The following is a 16,502-nucleotide window of genomic DNA, read 5'->3' on the forward strand; positions in this document are numbered from 1 at the left end:
GGTTATAATTTGGTTTGTGCAGATGGTTCTTCAATATCCAAACCTGGTTTTGTGGCCATGCTGGTTTTATCTTTAAATAAGACAAGGAAAAATACCAATACTACAGCAGCAATACCGGCAGGGATAAGCCAGATAGATTGCCAGTTGTGTGCAGTTTCTGAAATTTTCCATTTATCAACTATTGGCCCTGAAATGTATGAGCCGATAAGCATACCCACACCGTAAGTTGCCAGCGTGATAAAGCCCTGAGCAGCGCTTTTAAAACGCTCGCCGGCAAGGTTGTCGGTATAGATTTGTCCGGTTACAAAGAAGAAGTCATAGCAGATACCATGCATTACGATACCGGCAATCAGCATCCAGTAACCTGATCCGGCATCGCCATAGGCAAAAAATATGTAACGCAAAACCCATGCGAGCATACCGATGGCCAGCATTTTTTTTACGCCGAATCGCACAAAAAGCAGCGGCATGGCTGCCATAAATGCTAACTCTGACACCTGCCCCATCGCTTGTACGCCGGCAGCCTTTTTTACGCCAACCTCATTTAAAAACGGATTGGTAAAGTTGTAATAAAATGCCAAAGGCACGCATATCGCTACCGATGCCAAAAAGAAGATCAGGTACGACCTGTTTTTTAATAAACCGATTGAATCTAAACCGATGATATCGCCAAATGTAGTTTTCTGACCTTTTTTTACCGGAGGGGTATCAGGCAGCGTAAAGCTTAACAGGCCCAGTATCAGCGATGCAACAGATGCCATTTTAAAGGTGAGCACCAACGTTCCGCTTTTTTCCCATCCCAACAAACCAATCACGATGCCCGCAACGATCCAGCCAAAGGTACCGAATACCCTGATCAAAGGGAATTCTTTACTTGGGTTTTGCATCTGCTTAAACGATACCGAATTTACCAATGCCAGTGTTGGCATGTAAATGATCATGTAAAACAGGATATTAGGGTAAAACTTATCAAAATCAGTAATGGTGGTTGCATAAAAAAGTGAAGCAGCACCTAAAAGGTGCAGTACACCCAATATTCTTTGCGCCGAAAAGTATTTATCAGCTATAAGACCGATAACAAACGGCGCTATAATGGCACCTAACGACTGCGTTGCATAAGCACCGGCATTTTGCGTACCGGTAGCTTTTAACGTAGTAGTTAAATAAGTACCCATTGTTACAAACCATGCTCCCCAGATAAAGAACTCCAGGAACATCATTATTGAAAGCTTTACCCTAATTCCAATATTCATAATTATATTTTAAAGCCGGAATAACTTATCCCTTATTATTTTTTTAATGATAGAATGTATTTAACAATTTCTTTAGCATCGCTTTCAGGCAATGAAGGGTGCGGAGTCATGGCAATGTTACCCCAGTTACCGCTACCACCGGCAATGATCTTTTTAGCAAGCATATCAATGTTAGCATCTGAAGCCTCATATTTTTTAGCAACTTCTTCAAATGCAGGGCCGATAACTTTAGTATCAACTTTATGGCAAGTGCTGCAATCTAATGATGCCATTAATTTTTCGCCGGCCGATGAACCTGCAGAACCACCTGCCGGTTCGGTACCTGTTTTTGCTACAACAGTATCTGCGTTAGCATCAGCAGCTTTTGCTGATTGATTTGCACCGTTAGTGCTGTCGCTGCCACCGGTGTTTTTTGATGAATTTCCGCCGCAGGCAGCAAACGCTGCGCTGATACAAAGAATAACGAATACTTTTTTCATAAAAGTTTAATTGTGGTTTTCGATGATAACCTTGCCGAAAATCTGCCGTTAACAAAACTTCTGCTGTTTTTCATCATGTAATTTTAATTGGGTTGGTTAATCAGGCGAAAATTACAACTTTTTATGATATTTAAAGCCTTATTAAACCGATATAGCACCTAATGAAGCGGTTTTTTTACGTGAACGCATGTAAATCACCAGGCCTATAAATGCTACGATTAATACAACAGGGATCATGAGGGTAGTATTCAATACTTCCGGACCTGCCGCCGACCGTGCCGCGTCAAACGCTTTGGCCATCTCCGACCCTGCCGGGGCCGAGCGATAAGCGTCCAGATTAGCTCCTGCCGGTAATTTGGAAACCATGATATTATCATAGAAACCGCCCATGAACATCATGTAAACAGATACACCGAACATACCCGCGCCCCCCATCAGGTTCAAGCCTACAGCACCTGTACGTGGCAGGTTTTCGGCCACAAAACCTATCATACATGGCCAAAAGAAAGCTACACCCAGACCAAAGATCACGGCGGCAAAATAGATAGCATCACCATGCAGGTGCACCATCAGGTAAATGCCTAACGCTGATAAAATAGCCGAAATCAACAATACGCCCTGAGGAGCTAAACGATGCACTATCGGGCTTGCGAATGCGCGACCTAATACCTGTACCGATGCAACAAAGGTTAAGATGAGTATGGCGTTATCCGTAACTGTTTTGAACAATACATCTGTCCACTGGTTGGTGAATAATTCAGTGATAGCTGTGCCGAACATGCAGATGATCATGAATATAAATAAAGGATTGAGCAATGCCTTGTACATATCCTCGGTACTAACACCCGCCGATACACGTTCGGTAACCGGAAAATCCAATTTTGAGAACAGGTAACCGTATGCTATGGTTGGAATCAACATCAAAGCAATCTCCACCTGCGAAATCCAGTATGGTTTTGGTGATACACCGTGTGCCAATGCGGTATCCAATCCAAATACAATTAAAGTACCGATAACGATGCCCGCCGGAAACCAGAGGTGAAAGTGATTGAGTTTGGTTGTTTTGTTATCTGTAAATAACGACGCTACGAGCGGGTTGCAGGAAGCCTCAACCGTACCGTTGGCTATCCCTATCATTAAGGTTGATAGGAACAGTGTCCAGTAGCCATTGGCGAAAATGGTAAGCAGGATCCCCACCAGGTGGAAGATAAAAGCAGACACCAGCAGTTTTTTCATGCCGATGATATCTACAATAAAACCTCCGACAATGATAGCAAGCGGAAAGCCCCAAAACGCGGTTGCCGCGATAGTGCTTAACTGTGAAGCATTCAGGTGAAATCTTACACCCTGATCGTTCAGGATCCCGGCACGGATACCGAATGACAATGAAGTTACCAGTAACGACAGGCAGCTTGCCCTGAATAGCTGTGTACGGTTAATAGTTTGCATTTTAAATTATTTAGGTTATGATAATAATTGGTTAATTGGCTGTATCAAAATGCACTTTGCCGGTTTACAACGGCATGAATCCTGCCTTGTGAATCCCATCTTCACGAAGCGGTTTCTTAAAAAATAAATTATGTCATTGCGAGAGTAGCGCGGCAATCGCATGCTATACAGAGTGGCCCTGTATAGCATGCGATTGCTTCGTCGTTCCTCCTCGCAATGACATGGGTGGTTATATCCCTAACGTTTTCCTGTTGAAGGCGTCATCAGAGCCTGATGCAGCGAAATCATCAAAAGCACGTTCGGTAACACGGATAATATGATCTTTAATGAATTGAGCGCCTTCTCTTGCGCCGTCTTCAGGATGTTTAAGCGCGCATTCCCATTCAAGCACAGCCCATCCTTTAAAATCATATTGTGTTAGTTTACTAAATATCGATTTAAAATCAACCTGTCCATCGCCCAATGAGCGGAAACGACCGGCACGGTCAACCCAGTTCTGGTAGCCACCGTAAACACCCTGGCGTCCGGTTGGATTAAACTCAGCATCCTTAACATGGAACATCTTAATACGTTCATGGTACAGATCGATATATTCCAGGTAATCCAGGCATTGCAATACAAAGTGCGATGGATCATACAGTAAGTTGGCGCGTTTGTGGCCTTTTACATGATCAAGGAACATCTCATAAGTGATACCATCATGCAGGTCTTCACCCGGGTGGATTTCGTAGCAAAGGTCGATGCCATTTTCTTCGTAAACATCTAATATCGGGGTCCAGCGTTTGGCCAATTCTTCAAAAGCGGTTTCTACAATACCGGCAGGGCGTTGAGGCCATGGGTATACCATAGGCCAAAGCAACGCGCCACTAAAGGTTACTGAAGCATTTAAGCCTAAATTCTTTGAGGCCTGTGCAGCGTACTTCAACTGTTGAACAGCCCATTTCTGCCTTTCGGCCGGGTTGCCACGCAGATGTTCAGGTGCAAAACCATCAAATAAGGTATCATAAACCGGGTTTACCGCAACCAACTGACCTTGCAGGTGAGTTGATAGTTCGGTTATTTCTAAACCCGCAGCATTAACAATGCCTTTAATTTCATCAGCATAAGTTTTGCTTTCAGCAGCCTTTTGCAGATCGATAAAGCGTGCATCAAGTGTTGGCAGCTGTACACCTTTGTAGCCCAAGCCCGCTGCCCACTGGCAGATAGATTCAAGGCTGTTAAATGGAGCAGCGTCGCCTATAAACTGTGCTATAAATATGGCAGGTCCTTTTATAGTGGTCATGTTTTTGTTTTAAGTAGATGATGAATTAAATAGTGAAATCAGTCCATTTAAGGTCCGACTTACCTGATGCAATCACATTTTCGATAAAGGCCATTCCACGAACTCCCTCTTCAATTCCTGGGAAATCCAGTTCTTCAGGAGTAGCTTCTTTACCTTCCAAGCCCGCTTTTACTGTTAAAGCAAAATTGCGGTATAGGTTGGCAAATGCTTCCAGGTAACCTTCGGGGTGACCGGCAGGGGTACGTGTGTTATGCTGTGCGAATGAGCTGGTATAGCCACCACCTGTACGCCAGGTTTCGGCAGGCTTATCGGTGTACATAACGGTTAATGAATTAGCATCGCTCTGGTGCCACTCTAAACCACCTTTTTCACCATACACCCTGATCTTTACGTTATTTTCTTCGCCGGCAGCAATCTGCGTAGCAGTAAGCACGCCGCTTGCGCCGTTGTTGAATTTCAAAAGGGCAGCACCATCATCATCCAGCTTGCGACCAGGGACTACAATGTTAATATCGGCGCAAATCTTTGTTACCTCTAAACCGGTAACATACTCGGCCAGGTTAAAGGCGTGCGTACCTATATCGCCCATTGCACCTGCAATACCGCTTTTACCTGGATCTGTACGCCATGAAGCTTGTTTGTTATCTTCTCCTTCTAAAAATGTACTTAACCATCCCTGCGGATACTCAACGTAAACTTTTTTAACAGCACCTATAGCACCTGCTTTTATCAGTTGTTTAGCTTCCTTAACCATAGGGTAACCGGTGTATGTATGTGTAAGGCAAAACAGTTTACCTGATGCCTTTACTACTTTTTCCAGTTCTTTAGCCTCTTCGAGCGAAAAGGTCATGGGTTTATCAAGCACCACGTGAAAGCCATTCTCGAGCGCCATTTTGGTTGGGGCAAAATGCACGTGGTTTGGCGTTACGATGCTGATCACCTGCACACGTTCGTTCTCGGGCAGCTGTTTTTCTTTTTCAATTAGTTCCTGGTATGAGCTGTATGAGCGGCTTGCCGGTAAACCAAGCAACAAACCGCTGGCCTGTGATTTTTCAGCATTGCTGCTGAAAGCGCCACAAACCAGTTCATATTCGCCATCAATACGGGCGGCTATGCGATGCACGGCACCAATAAAGGCACCTTGTCCGCCGCCGATCATTCCTAATCTTAATTTCATTTGTTTTTGTTGGGGTTGATGTTTTGAATTAAAGGCTTCTCAATCGATTGTATACGTCAAAAACAGCATTACATCATAATGCTGTTTTTGACAATAATTTCATTGGGGTAATCACCAAAGGTATGATCAATTGATATTGCAATTTTTTAGGTTGCCCAGGCTTTATCGCCTTTTTTGTATGGCAGGTTACCATCATATTTACCAGGAACGGCAATATAACGTAAAGCCTGTGTAGCACCCGGTTTTGAAGTGAAGAAGCCCAGCAGGGTTAATTCTTTCAGCATCCTGAAGTAAAGGTTAGGATCTTCGGGCTTTTTAGTTTTGGTATAATCTTTCTGTTCTTTGTCAAGCGCGGTTAACAACTCAGTACGTTGCTCCGGAGTAGCCTCCAAAAACTTTTTACCAAATTTTTTGTCGCTTGCATCATTCAGGTCTTTTAAACCTTTGGTAAAGATCTTCTGATCATCGGCAGTATAGCAATCCTGTACCATTACAGTCATAAACTTGCCAATTTCGGCCGCTTTAGCACCTGGGGTTGAGGTTGCAGGCAAAATGGTTTCGCCAATTTCATCCATCAGGGCCACATCATCCTGTGTAAAAAGGTCGTTTACTTTTGGCGAAGATGATTTACATCCGGAGATGAAAAACTCGGCGCCGATGATGGTACCGCCAAGGATCAAACCTACCCTGCCTATCGCTTCTCTTCTATTCATGTTTAGTTATTGATTTACTGAATTAGTGATTAGTTGGATTAGTGAATAGTGTTTACCAGAGTTACGAAGTTTTAAAAACTTCGTAACTCTTTTCCCAACTAATCACGTATTCCTAAATTACGCTTTCAACACGAAACCTTCGCGGTAATCGCGTTTAATGTATTGGTTAACTGCATCGAAGTTGGTAACTTTCATAGCCTGGTTATCCCAAACTAATTTTACCCTGCCACCTTGTAATTCATGACCGCGAACCGCAAGGTTTGCCATCAATAATGCCTCGGTAAGTGGACCAGCCTTATCAAACGATGAGCTTAATTCTGTTTTACCGTAACCGGCAATACAGCCTTCAACCCACTGCGCATAGTGACCCTCGGCACCGCCTGGTACACGGGCCCATTTTTGCGGAGCTTTCGCATCTTTGGTAAGCGATTTTGGTAACAACGTTGGCGCATCAGAATAAGTACTTGCATACATTTTTCCTTTTGTACCAATGAATAAAGTACCGTTGCCTTCTTCGCCGCCAAACCTTTCGCTTGCTAACAATTCGATAGGTCTTTCTGGCTGAATACCACCGTCCATCCAGTGCAGGGTAACATCACCTTTAGTTTTTTCCGTTTTAGGGAAGGTTAATGTAATGTGGCTTGAAGGAGGGCAGCTTTCAGGGAAGTGCCCTTCTTTAAACTCATCTACATAAACGCTACCAACACTGGCCTGAACATCTTTTGCATACTGGATACCCAACACGCGGAAAGGAGCCTCAACCAGGTGACAGCCCATATCGCCAAGGGCGCCTGTACCGTAATCCCACCAGCCGCGCCAGTTGAATGGTACCAGTTTATCAACATAATCTTTTTTAGGTGCAGTACCCAACCACAGGTCCCAATCCAATTCTTTAGGAATGTTTGGTTGTGGCGGAGGCCATGCGATACCTTGTGGCCAAACAGGGCGGTTTGTCCAGCAATAAACGGTATGTACATCACCGATCAGGTCGGCATCATACCATTCTGAAAGTAAACGTGTACCATCATTTGATGAACCCTGGTTACCCATTTGCGTTACCACTTTGTATTTTTTGGCAGCCTCGGTTAACATACGGGCTTCCCAAATATCATGGGTTAACGGTTTCTGAACATAAACGTGCTTGTTTAACTGCATCGCATTGTATGTGATGATAGCATGGTTATGGTCTGGTGTTGAAACCGATACGGCATCAAAATGCTTGTGTTCTTTGTCAAACATCTCGCGCCAATCTTTATAATACTTTGCTTTAGGGAAATCGCCGCGTGATTTGGCCGATCTTCTGTCGTCCACGTCGCATAGGAAAGCGATTTCAGCTTTACCGCTTTTGTAAAAGTTAGCGATATCGCTTTGGCCTTTACCACCTGCACCAACGCCGGCAATTAACAATTTATCGCTTGGGGCAATGAAGCCTTTACCGCCCAGTACATGGCGCGGAACGATCATAAAGCCAGCTGCCGCTATGGCGCCGCTTTTAAGAAATTGCCTTCTCGACGGATTAGGGGTTTTGTCCTTTTCTTCAGTCATGGGTGTTTTTGTTATAGGTTGTTTGTATGTGATAGTGATTAAATTTCCCCTTTTTTAAGCGCGTCAACAGCATAGTTAGCAGCACGTGCAGTTAAAGCCATGTAAGTAAGTGACGGGTTCTGGCACGCTGCCGATGTCATACATGAACCATCGGTAACAAATACGTTTTTAGCATCCCAAACCTGGTTCCACTGGTTCAACACTGAAGTTTTTGGATCGCGGCCCATACGTGCAGTACCCATTTCGTGAATACCACGGCCCAGGAACGGATTAGTGCTTGAGGTTTGCACTTCTTTAGCACCAATGGCCTCCAGCATTTCCTTGCCGTCTTTTTCCATATCGATACGCATTTTCAGCTCATTTGCTTTTAATTCGGCATCAATGGCAACAACAGGTAAGCCCCATTTATCTTTTTTGGTTTTGTCGATAGTCACTTTGTTTTCATGGTAAGGCAATGTTTCGCCGAAAGCGCCCATACCGATATGCCATGAACCTGGTTCGGTTAATGCATCTTTAAATGCGCCACCGATGTTCAATTCGGCAATATCACGGCTCCAGCCTTCGCGGCTTGCCGAACCCTGATAACCGAAACCACGGATGTAATCACGCTTTTCGCCATTAAGGTTACGATAGCGAGGGATATAGAAACCATTTGCACGGCGACCGAAATAATACTTATCCTCATAGCCTTCAATCCTGCCATAAGCACTAACGTTAAGGTGGTGATCCATCAGGTTATGGCCAAGCTCACCGCTGCTGCTGCCTAAGCCGCCCTCCCAAACATCGGTAGCCGAGTTCATCAGGATCCACGCAGAGTTAATGGTTGAAGCGTTTACGAATACGATCTTAGCGAAGTACTCATAAGTTTTGTTGGTTTCAGCATCCAGTACCTCTACGCCTTTTGCTTTTTTGGTGTCTTTATCGTACAATATTTTAGTAACGATAGACCACGGACGCACGGTTAAATTACCGGTGGCCATAGCCGCAGGCAAAGTAGCCGATTGTGTGCTGAAATAAGCACCAAACGGACAACCTAACCAGCATTTATTACGGTACTGGCAGTTTGTACGGTTGTTATGCGGCACAGTGATATTGGCCGTACGACCGATGATCATATGGCGTGCTTCTTTATAGAATTCTTTAAGGCGTTTTGAAACGTCTTTTTCAACCACGTTCATTTCCATAGGTGGCATAAAATCGCCATCAGGAAGGATTGGTAAACCATCTTTATTACCAGAGATACCGGCAAATTGCTCGGCATAGCTATACCATGGAGCGATATCTTTATAACGGATAGGCCAGTCAACAGCGATGCCATCTTTTAAGTTGGCTTCAAAGTCAACATCCGCCCAGCGGTATGACTGACGTCCCCACATCAATGAACGACCGCCCACGTGGTAACCGCGGAACCAGTCAAACCTTTTAATTTCGGTGTAAGGGCTGTCTTTATCACTTGCCCAATAGTCAAGGTTGGTCTCGTTTAACGGATAGTCGCGCTTCAGAACCGGGTAATCCTCAATCATTTTTTGGGTACGACCGCCTCTGTGCGGAAATTCCCAAGGATCTTTGGTCGCGTTCACATAATCTTTAATGTGTTCGATATTACGACCACGCTCAAGCATGATGGTTTTCAAACCCTTTTGTGTAAGTTCTTTGGCAGCCCACCCGCCTGAAATTCCTGAGCCAATGACTATTGCGTCATAAGTGTTTGCAGACATACGAATAATATGATTAGTTTAATTTGTTTAGTACTTGGTTATCTCGTTAAATGTATGAATAAAATTCATTTTCCAAAATTACATTGTGTTTTTTTTACACATAGGCTTTGGGCAGTTTGCAGTTACCGGTTTGCAGTTGACTGCTACCAGTTGGCAGTTCTCTGTTTGCAGTTCGCACTGATTAGATTAATAATCTGCCCTTTTTCAGCTGCAAACAGCCAACTGATTACTGCAAACTGAAATGCATACTGCCCACTCAAAACTGCAACTAAATATTCCCTTTCTTCATCTCGCTCATCGCATAATCAGCTGCACGTGCAGTGAAAGCCATATAAGTTAATGATGGGTTTTGGCATGAGGTTGAGGTCATGCTGGCGCCATCGGTAACAAATACGTTTTTAACGCTATGCACCTGATTCCACTTGTTTAATATCGATGTTTTAGGATCGTTGCCCATACGTGCGCCACCCATTTCGTGGATGTCCAAACCCGGGGCTCTTTTATCCGTACTGGCTTTGATATTGGTAAAGCCGGCGCTGGTGAACATTTCGGTTAACTGTTCCACATAATCCTTCTTCATCTTTTCATCGTTATCGTCATAATCGATGTTCATTTTAAGCAATGGTACGCCCCAGGCATCTTTTTGCTTGTCGTCAAGGCTTACAAAATTGCTTTCTTTAGGGATGGTTTCGCCCATCATGTGCGAGCCTACATGCCATGGGCCAAGTTCCTTGTTAGCCAGATTATCTTTTAAGCTGCTACCTACGCCATCCCAACTGCGTTCCGGGTACCTGTACGCGCTAAAGCCCGATGCATAGCCGCGTAAAAAGTCGGTTTCCTGTTTGTATACGTTCCTAAAGCGCGGAATATAACCACCACCTGCCGGGTTACGACCATCGGTTGTCCATTCCTTAGCACCATCATACTCGGCACCAATATGGGCCGAATAATTATGAAACGCTACATATTTACCTAACACGCCGCTATCATTACCCAAACCATTAGGGAAACGGTGCGATTTGGAATTAAGCAGTATGAGGTTGGTATTTAATGCTGCAGCATTAACAAATATCACTTTAGCATAGTATTCTATAGCTTCTTTGGTATTGGTATCAATAACCCTTACGCCGGTCGCTTTGCCAAGCTTCTCGTCATAAATAATGGATTCAACCACCGAGAAAGGCCTTAACGTAGCGTGGCCTGATTTTAACGCCCATGGAATGGTAGTAGCATTGGCACTAAAGTATCCTCCAAACGGGCAGCCACGCTCGCAGATAGTACGTCTTTGGCATTGTACCCTACCCTGATCCAGGTGGATCTGTTTAGGGGTTGACAAATGCGCACAACGCGCGCTGATCACATACCGGTTTTTATATTTACTTTTTACGTGATCCCTAAAATATTCTTCAACGGTATTTAACGGGAATGCCGGTAAAAACTCTCCGTCTGGCAATTCGGCAATACCATCCCGGTTACCGGAAATACCGGCGAATTTCTCTACATAGCTATACCATGGTGCTATATCCTTATAACGGATGGGCCAATCCACAGCGAAACCATCGCGGGCTGGACCTTCAAAATCAAAATCGCTCCAACGCTGAGTCTGGCGGGCCCATAATAGCGATTTACCACCAACCTGGTAACCGCGGATCCAGTCAAAAGGTTTATCCTGTATATATGGATGCTCGGCATCTTTTACAAAAAAATGCGCGGCGCTTTCTCCAAACGCGTAACAGCGGTTTACTATAGGATTAGCCTCCTGAACAGCCATTGGCAATTCGCCGCGGTGTTCAAACTCCCATGGGTACATATTGGTTGTTGGGTAATCCTTGATGTGCTTAACATCGCGACCACGTTCCAATATCAATGTTTTTAAACCTTTATCTGTAAACTCTTTAGCAGCCCATCCCCCGCTCATGCCCGAGCCAATGACTATCGCGTCGAAAGTGCGTTGCTTAACGCTGTCGATATTTAAATTAGCCATTACTTATACTGCTTGCTTTTGTTTATAAGGGAAATGCGCGTTGTACCTACCCGGCACAAGCTCATACACCACTATATTGGTCATGAAATATTTTGAATTGGTGTAACCATTTATGGTTTGCCTTTTTACTATGCTGTAAAACTTTTTAAGCTCTGGCGAATATTTGCCTGCCGATATAGTTGCCGGTGCGGCATCTTTTTTGTCACCGTTTTTCTGAGCAGCTGCTTCTTCCGCTTTACCCTCCTGCTCTATATCCAGTAAAAATGCTTCGCGGGTTTTGATATCAAGCTGATCAAACGTTTTACTATATAATTTTTTAGACTGGTCTGCAAAATGTCCCATACCGGTTACAAACGCCTGCTGATCTTCTTTCTTATAGCAATCATCAAGCATTTTCAATACAAATAAATGTAGTTGCAGGTCTTTAGCGCCCGGTGTTGTTGTTTTAGGAATAATAGTTTCCGCTACATCACCTATCAACTGCTCCTGATCGGCAGTGATATCGATATTTTTAAGTGCAACCTTCGACTTTGCTTTATCCTGCGAACAGGCCGGAAGCAATGCTGCCCCTCCTATTATCAAAGCCAGGTTTTTAATGACGGTACGCCGGTCCATTGTTTAAACTAAATTGTTTTAGCGAAGCTCCTTTTATCATCCGCGGTATTTTTACTTATTGGACAGATAAAGGGAAAGGCTTATTTATGATTTATAACGTATCTCCAAACTTAATAATTACAATTTAATATCAAGCGGAAAAAATTTAAATCTTCACGAAAGTGTAAGATAGCTTTATACTATCAATAGCCCCATTTTTTCATGATTTGTAAATCAATTTTTACACAATCGATGGGATCTTTGCCCTGGTACGATTCCTGCTCGATGATGAAAAGTGAGGTGCCTCCTTTTTTGGCCCCGGCCTTCACAATATCCCTAACAGGCAGGATCCCTTTGCTCAAAATAGTGCTTTCAGTATCATCACCATTATGCGGAGGTACCTTAATTTCGTCTTTCACGTGCATTGACTGGAACCGGCCAGGATATTTATTGATAAACTCCAGCGCCATGCCGCCGGTGCTGAACATGTTGCCAATATCAATTTGCTGGGCAACCAAAGCAGCATCGGTATTCTGGATGATATAATCGTAAAGGGTGATATCTCCAACTTTAGTACTGATCTCAAAATTGTGGTTATGGTAACCAAACATCATTGATGATTGCTTGCAAAGCTCACCGCATTTGTTAAATTGTTCCATTGCACGTTTCAGGGCATCTGTATCTGTACGTACCTTTTCGTCCAACCAGGGGCTGATCACAAATTTTTGCCCCATTGTGGCGGCATCTTCAACCGTATACTTCCAGGCATCGGTAAAATCATTTTTAGATGCATCCCAATGCTGTGCTGTCATTACTGTATGGCCGCTTGGCATTTTCAGGTCAAGGTCGGCCAGGATCTTTTTAAACTCTTTGGCAGTATAACCATAAAATTTCCTGTCGATATAATTAGCATGCTCCACATGGGCATAACCCGCGTCAGCAATCTTTTTAAGCGTTCCCTGCGGATCGGCTTTCATGGCGTCACGTACACTATAAAGCTGTACCCCTACCCGCTTCAGCTTATTATCAGTTGCTGCAAATAAACTATCAGGAAGTAAAGCCGCGCCGGCTATTGCCATGGCCCCGGTTTTTAAAAATGATCTGCGTGATGTATGCATGGTATTACGTTTTAAGGTTATTTAGCTATTGGGAATACAGGAAACAATAGATCGGAATTACTTACAAAAGCCAGGTGCTTACTATCAGGTGCCCATGACGGGGTATTGATTGTACCCTGACCGCCGTATAAATAAGCAACCACTTTTGACGGCCCGCCCTCAATCGGCATTACCCTTAAATATACATGTTTATAAAAAGGGTGATCGCCGGGAGCAACTTCGCTTTTCAGGAAGGTAATATAAATAATCCATTTACCATCCGGCGAAATATGCGGAAACCAGTTGTTATAATCATCGTTAGTTAGCTGCGTTTGCTCACTGCCATCGGCTTTCATACGCCAAACCTGCATCAGGCCGCTGCGCACCGAATTAAAGTAAATATACTTTCCATCGGGCGAATACTCGGGGCCATCATCAAGTCCGGGTGTGTTGGTGAGCCGCTCTTCAGGGCCGCCGCCGACCGGGATGCGGTACACATCAAATTCCTTATTGCGCTCGCCGCAAAAAACGATATAATTTTTATCGGGCGACCAGCCGTGCATATAGCTTGCGCCATGACCGGTTTGTGTTACACGGGTAGCTTCGCCCCCGACCGACGATACAGTATAACCTATAGAAGGGCCACCGTCACCACTGCTGATGGCCAACATTTTGCCATCAAAAGAAAGCACGTGGTCGTTATTGTTATTTTTAGCGATACCGGTATTGAGTACCGTTGGCGTATGCGATTTAAGATCAAATTTATAAAGCGAACCCTCGCTGTTATAAATAAGTGATTTACCATCCAGCATCCAGTTCGGGGCCTGGATAGATTTTGGCGATTGGTAGATCACCGTAGCATTCCGGCTTTCCAGGTCAAGCAGTTCGATAGCGCTGCCTAAATATTGCTTGTAAGGTACAAGCGTTGCCGGAGCAGGTGTAACTATCCTTACATTATTGAATACTGCTTTTTCGGTAACATCCGCGTTATGCGAACAGATAAAGATCCCTACGTAAACATCATCGCCCAGATCAAGGTCTGTTACCTCTTCATTTACAAACAAATCGCCTTTGCGGGCTACCGACATCGTGTAGGTATTGCCTTTACGTTCCAGTTGAATCACGTCGGCGGCTGTGATAGATGCTTTCTTTTCTTCGGTGATCCCGCTTATTGTTTTACGGTATTGCAACGAGGTAAGGCCATCGCCATGGACTACAGCGTTGATATGTTTTGAGTTTGAATCGAGCGTTGTACGCACCATTAAGCCCACCTTGCGGTGTGCTTCAACACCTTTACCTATAAAAGCTGCATTGGTACGCAGGATGAAATCGCCTTTTATTTTCCTCCACACAAAATGAAAATCATCATGCGTGGCCCAAATGTTTTGCCCGGAGCCGGTAAGTGTATATTGCTGCGTTTTAGCGTTGAAAGCTCCGCTGCCCTTATGTTTAACAGTCCCTACATCGGTTTGTCCTTCAAATATTCCCGGTCCCTGAGCTTCAACCCGGAATGACGACAAGGCAAGGCATGCCATGAATAACACAACATTTAATACTTTACAGCGCATTGGTTTTGGTGTTTAGTGTACACTATAATCGGTTCACTAAAGGTATATAATCAATTTGCAATTAAGATAGTACTATTTTAACAATTCTCCACATTTTTAGGATATAACCAGATTTTTACAAAGTGTATTTTTAACACCTTGCTGGGCTTTCTATTGTAACAAAATCTGCATTAGCACGAGATTGCATCGTCGTTCCTCCTCGCTATGACATGTTTTTTCCCACCTCAATCTTCTGAACATTTATAGTGACGCCAACTGTGGCTTTAGAGAAAAAAACATAAAAAAAGCCATAACGGTAAACCCGCTATGGCTAAATATAATGATATAAGAACCGCCTATTCCGCCGCTACCAATATCTCGGCAACAGGTACAGCCACCGGCACAATAACCGGAACCGGGGTGCAATATTCTTTTAAAAAATCAGCCTTAGAGTCGCGGTATGAACTTACAGCTCCCAGTATGCTCATCATTTTAATATAACACCAAGCCAGATCAAACTGATACGGTTTAAAGCCTGAGCGCGCACTTTTAGGATATAAATGATGGTTATTGTGCCACTCGCCGGCAACATAGCCGGGCCATAACTGGTTGATTGACATATCCTCACGATTATGGTCGATACCATCGCGGCGCATATCTTTTCCTTTACCGTGGCCTTCGTAATTAAACGTACGTACGCCAACAGCCCAAACCCCCGCCGAACCAAATACCGCACAGGCCAATGCCGGGCCACCTAACAGATAGAAAGCCGTGAACCAGAACCCCCAGTTAAGGATAATACCAATTACAGTACGGGTTGGGTTAGCGAGGGTTCCCCATTTTTGATACTGTTTGTAAGTATTGGTGGTTACGCCGGTATGTTTCATTAGGTTAACACATTTTTTGTAACAGGCTTCGTCCATATTGCGGGCTATGGGCTGGTGGTTAACATCGGCAAGGAAGCAATACATGAAACCGCCTTGCGCATTATATGGATCGCCCGGCTGATCAGACAAAGCATGATGCACGTGGTGCGATACCGCGTAGATCTCTTCCGGAATGATCTTAAGCGTAAGATTTTGGGTAAAAAACCGCCAAAACTTATTCTTAAAGGTGTAAGCGCCGTGTGTGCAATACCTGTGATGCCAGATGGTACCGTGGGTACCCATGATGATCATACTATATACAAAGGCAACAATTAAGCCTGTAATGCTGAAGTATTTAAAAATAAACAAGCCTAAAAAAGGCACTAAGGCCAGCACCAGCGACCAGCTTAAAAATGAAAGCCAGTTTTTTTTATCGGCGAAAACATTGATCCGTTTAAAAAATTCTTTTACAATTTGTTTGTTGGTAGGTTTCGAGAGATTGCCAAGTTCATCTGTCCAACCATATGCAGGTGGTTCGAGCACAGTGTTTAAAAATGCCATTAAGTTTTGGGGAGATTAGTTAAGCGAGTGGGAAATTTATGTTTATTTTGTCACAATATAGTAAAAACTACTTATTGCTTATACGTATTAACGGGTTAAATAGATTTAAATTACCCAACAAATGATTAAAACTTTTTCAGAATAATTAAATTTCTTTATATGAAAGTATAAAAGGCTATTTCCGCTACATATTGCTTAATAAGCATTAATCATGTAGCAAAACGGGATGTTTCAAAT

General features: G+C 43.8%; 13 protein-coding genes. All 13 read right to left on the reverse strand.

Features of this window, described 5'->3' with window-relative positions; all coding sequences use genetic code 11:
- Nucleotides 1-2: 2 nt before the first annotated feature.
- Entirely contained in the window at nucleotides 3-1,253 is a 1,251-nt protein-coding gene (locus EAH55_RS16870; RefSeq protein WP_121810668.1) for a nucleoside permease, read from the reverse strand.
- Nucleotides 1,254-1,288: 35 nt separating this feature from the next.
- Nucleotides 1,289-1,732: a c-type cytochrome gene (locus EAH55_RS16875; RefSeq protein WP_121810669.1), complete on the reverse strand. Its 444-nt coding sequence runs from the start codon at nucleotides 1,730-1,732 to the stop codon at nucleotides 1,289-1,291.
- Between the two features lie 141 nt (nucleotides 1,733-1,873).
- Nucleotides 1,874-3,181, reverse strand: coding sequence for an MFS transporter (locus EAH55_RS16880; protein ID WP_112572212.1), 1,308 nt, complete (start codon nucleotides 3,179-3,181; stop codon nucleotides 1,874-1,876).
- A gap of 229 nt (nucleotides 3,182-3,410) precedes the next feature.
- Entirely contained in the window at nucleotides 3,411-4,463 is a 1,053-nt protein-coding gene (locus EAH55_RS16885; protein ID WP_112572214.1) for a sugar phosphate isomerase/epimerase family protein, read from the reverse strand.
- Between the two features lie 25 nt (nucleotides 4,464-4,488).
- Nucleotides 4,489-5,640, reverse strand: coding sequence for a Gfo/Idh/MocA family protein (locus EAH55_RS16890; protein WP_223818169.1), 1,152 nt, complete (start codon nucleotides 5,638-5,640; stop codon nucleotides 4,489-4,491).
- A gap of 146 nt (nucleotides 5,641-5,786) precedes the next feature.
- Nucleotides 5,787-6,353: a gluconate 2-dehydrogenase subunit 3 family protein gene (locus EAH55_RS16895; RefSeq protein ID WP_121810670.1), complete on the reverse strand. Its 567-nt coding sequence runs from the start codon at nucleotides 6,351-6,353 to the stop codon at nucleotides 5,787-5,789.
- Between the two features lie 117 nt (nucleotides 6,354-6,470).
- Nucleotides 6,471-7,898: a Gfo/Idh/MocA family protein gene (locus EAH55_RS16900; protein WP_112572216.1), complete on the reverse strand. Its 1,428-nt coding sequence runs from the start codon at nucleotides 7,896-7,898 to the stop codon at nucleotides 6,471-6,473.
- A 38-nt stretch (nucleotides 7,899-7,936) separates the two neighbouring features.
- Nucleotides 7,937-9,616: a GMC oxidoreductase gene (locus tag EAH55_RS16905; protein ID WP_121810671.1), complete on the reverse strand. Its 1,680-nt coding sequence runs from the start codon at nucleotides 9,614-9,616 to the stop codon at nucleotides 7,937-7,939.
- 268 nt (nucleotides 9,617-9,884) lie between these two features.
- The gene (locus EAH55_RS16910; protein ID WP_121810672.1) at nucleotides 9,885-11,600 is read right to left on the reverse strand and encodes a GMC oxidoreductase; all 1,716 of its coding nucleotides are present in this window, start codon (nucleotides 11,598-11,600) and stop codon (nucleotides 9,885-9,887) included.
- A gap of 3 nt (nucleotides 11,601-11,603) precedes the next feature.
- Nucleotides 11,604-12,215: a gluconate 2-dehydrogenase subunit 3 family protein gene (locus tag EAH55_RS16915; protein ID WP_121810673.1), complete on the reverse strand. Its 612-nt coding sequence runs from the start codon at nucleotides 12,213-12,215 to the stop codon at nucleotides 11,604-11,606.
- A gap of 182 nt (nucleotides 12,216-12,397) precedes the next feature.
- Complete coding sequence (locus tag EAH55_RS16920; protein ID WP_121810674.1) at nucleotides 12,398-13,312, reverse strand: TIM barrel protein; 915 nt, start codon at nucleotides 13,310-13,312, stop codon at nucleotides 12,398-12,400.
- Nucleotides 13,313-13,329: 17 nt separating this feature from the next.
- Nucleotides 13,330-14,859: a TolB family protein gene (locus EAH55_RS16925; protein ID WP_121810675.1), complete on the reverse strand. Its 1,530-nt coding sequence runs from the start codon at nucleotides 14,857-14,859 to the stop codon at nucleotides 13,330-13,332.
- Nucleotides 14,860-15,194: 335 nt separating this feature from the next.
- Nucleotides 15,195-16,265, reverse strand: a complete 1,071-nt coding sequence (locus EAH55_RS16930) for a fatty acid desaturase (protein ID WP_121810676.1) — start codon at nucleotides 16,263-16,265, stop codon at nucleotides 15,195-15,197.
- Nucleotides 16,266-16,502: the final 237 nt, after the last annotated feature.

The organism is Mucilaginibacter kameinonensis (genome assembly GCF_003675385.1).
Classification (GTDB): Bacteria; Bacteroidota; Bacteroidia; order Sphingobacteriales; family Sphingobacteriaceae; genus Mucilaginibacter; species Mucilaginibacter kameinonensis.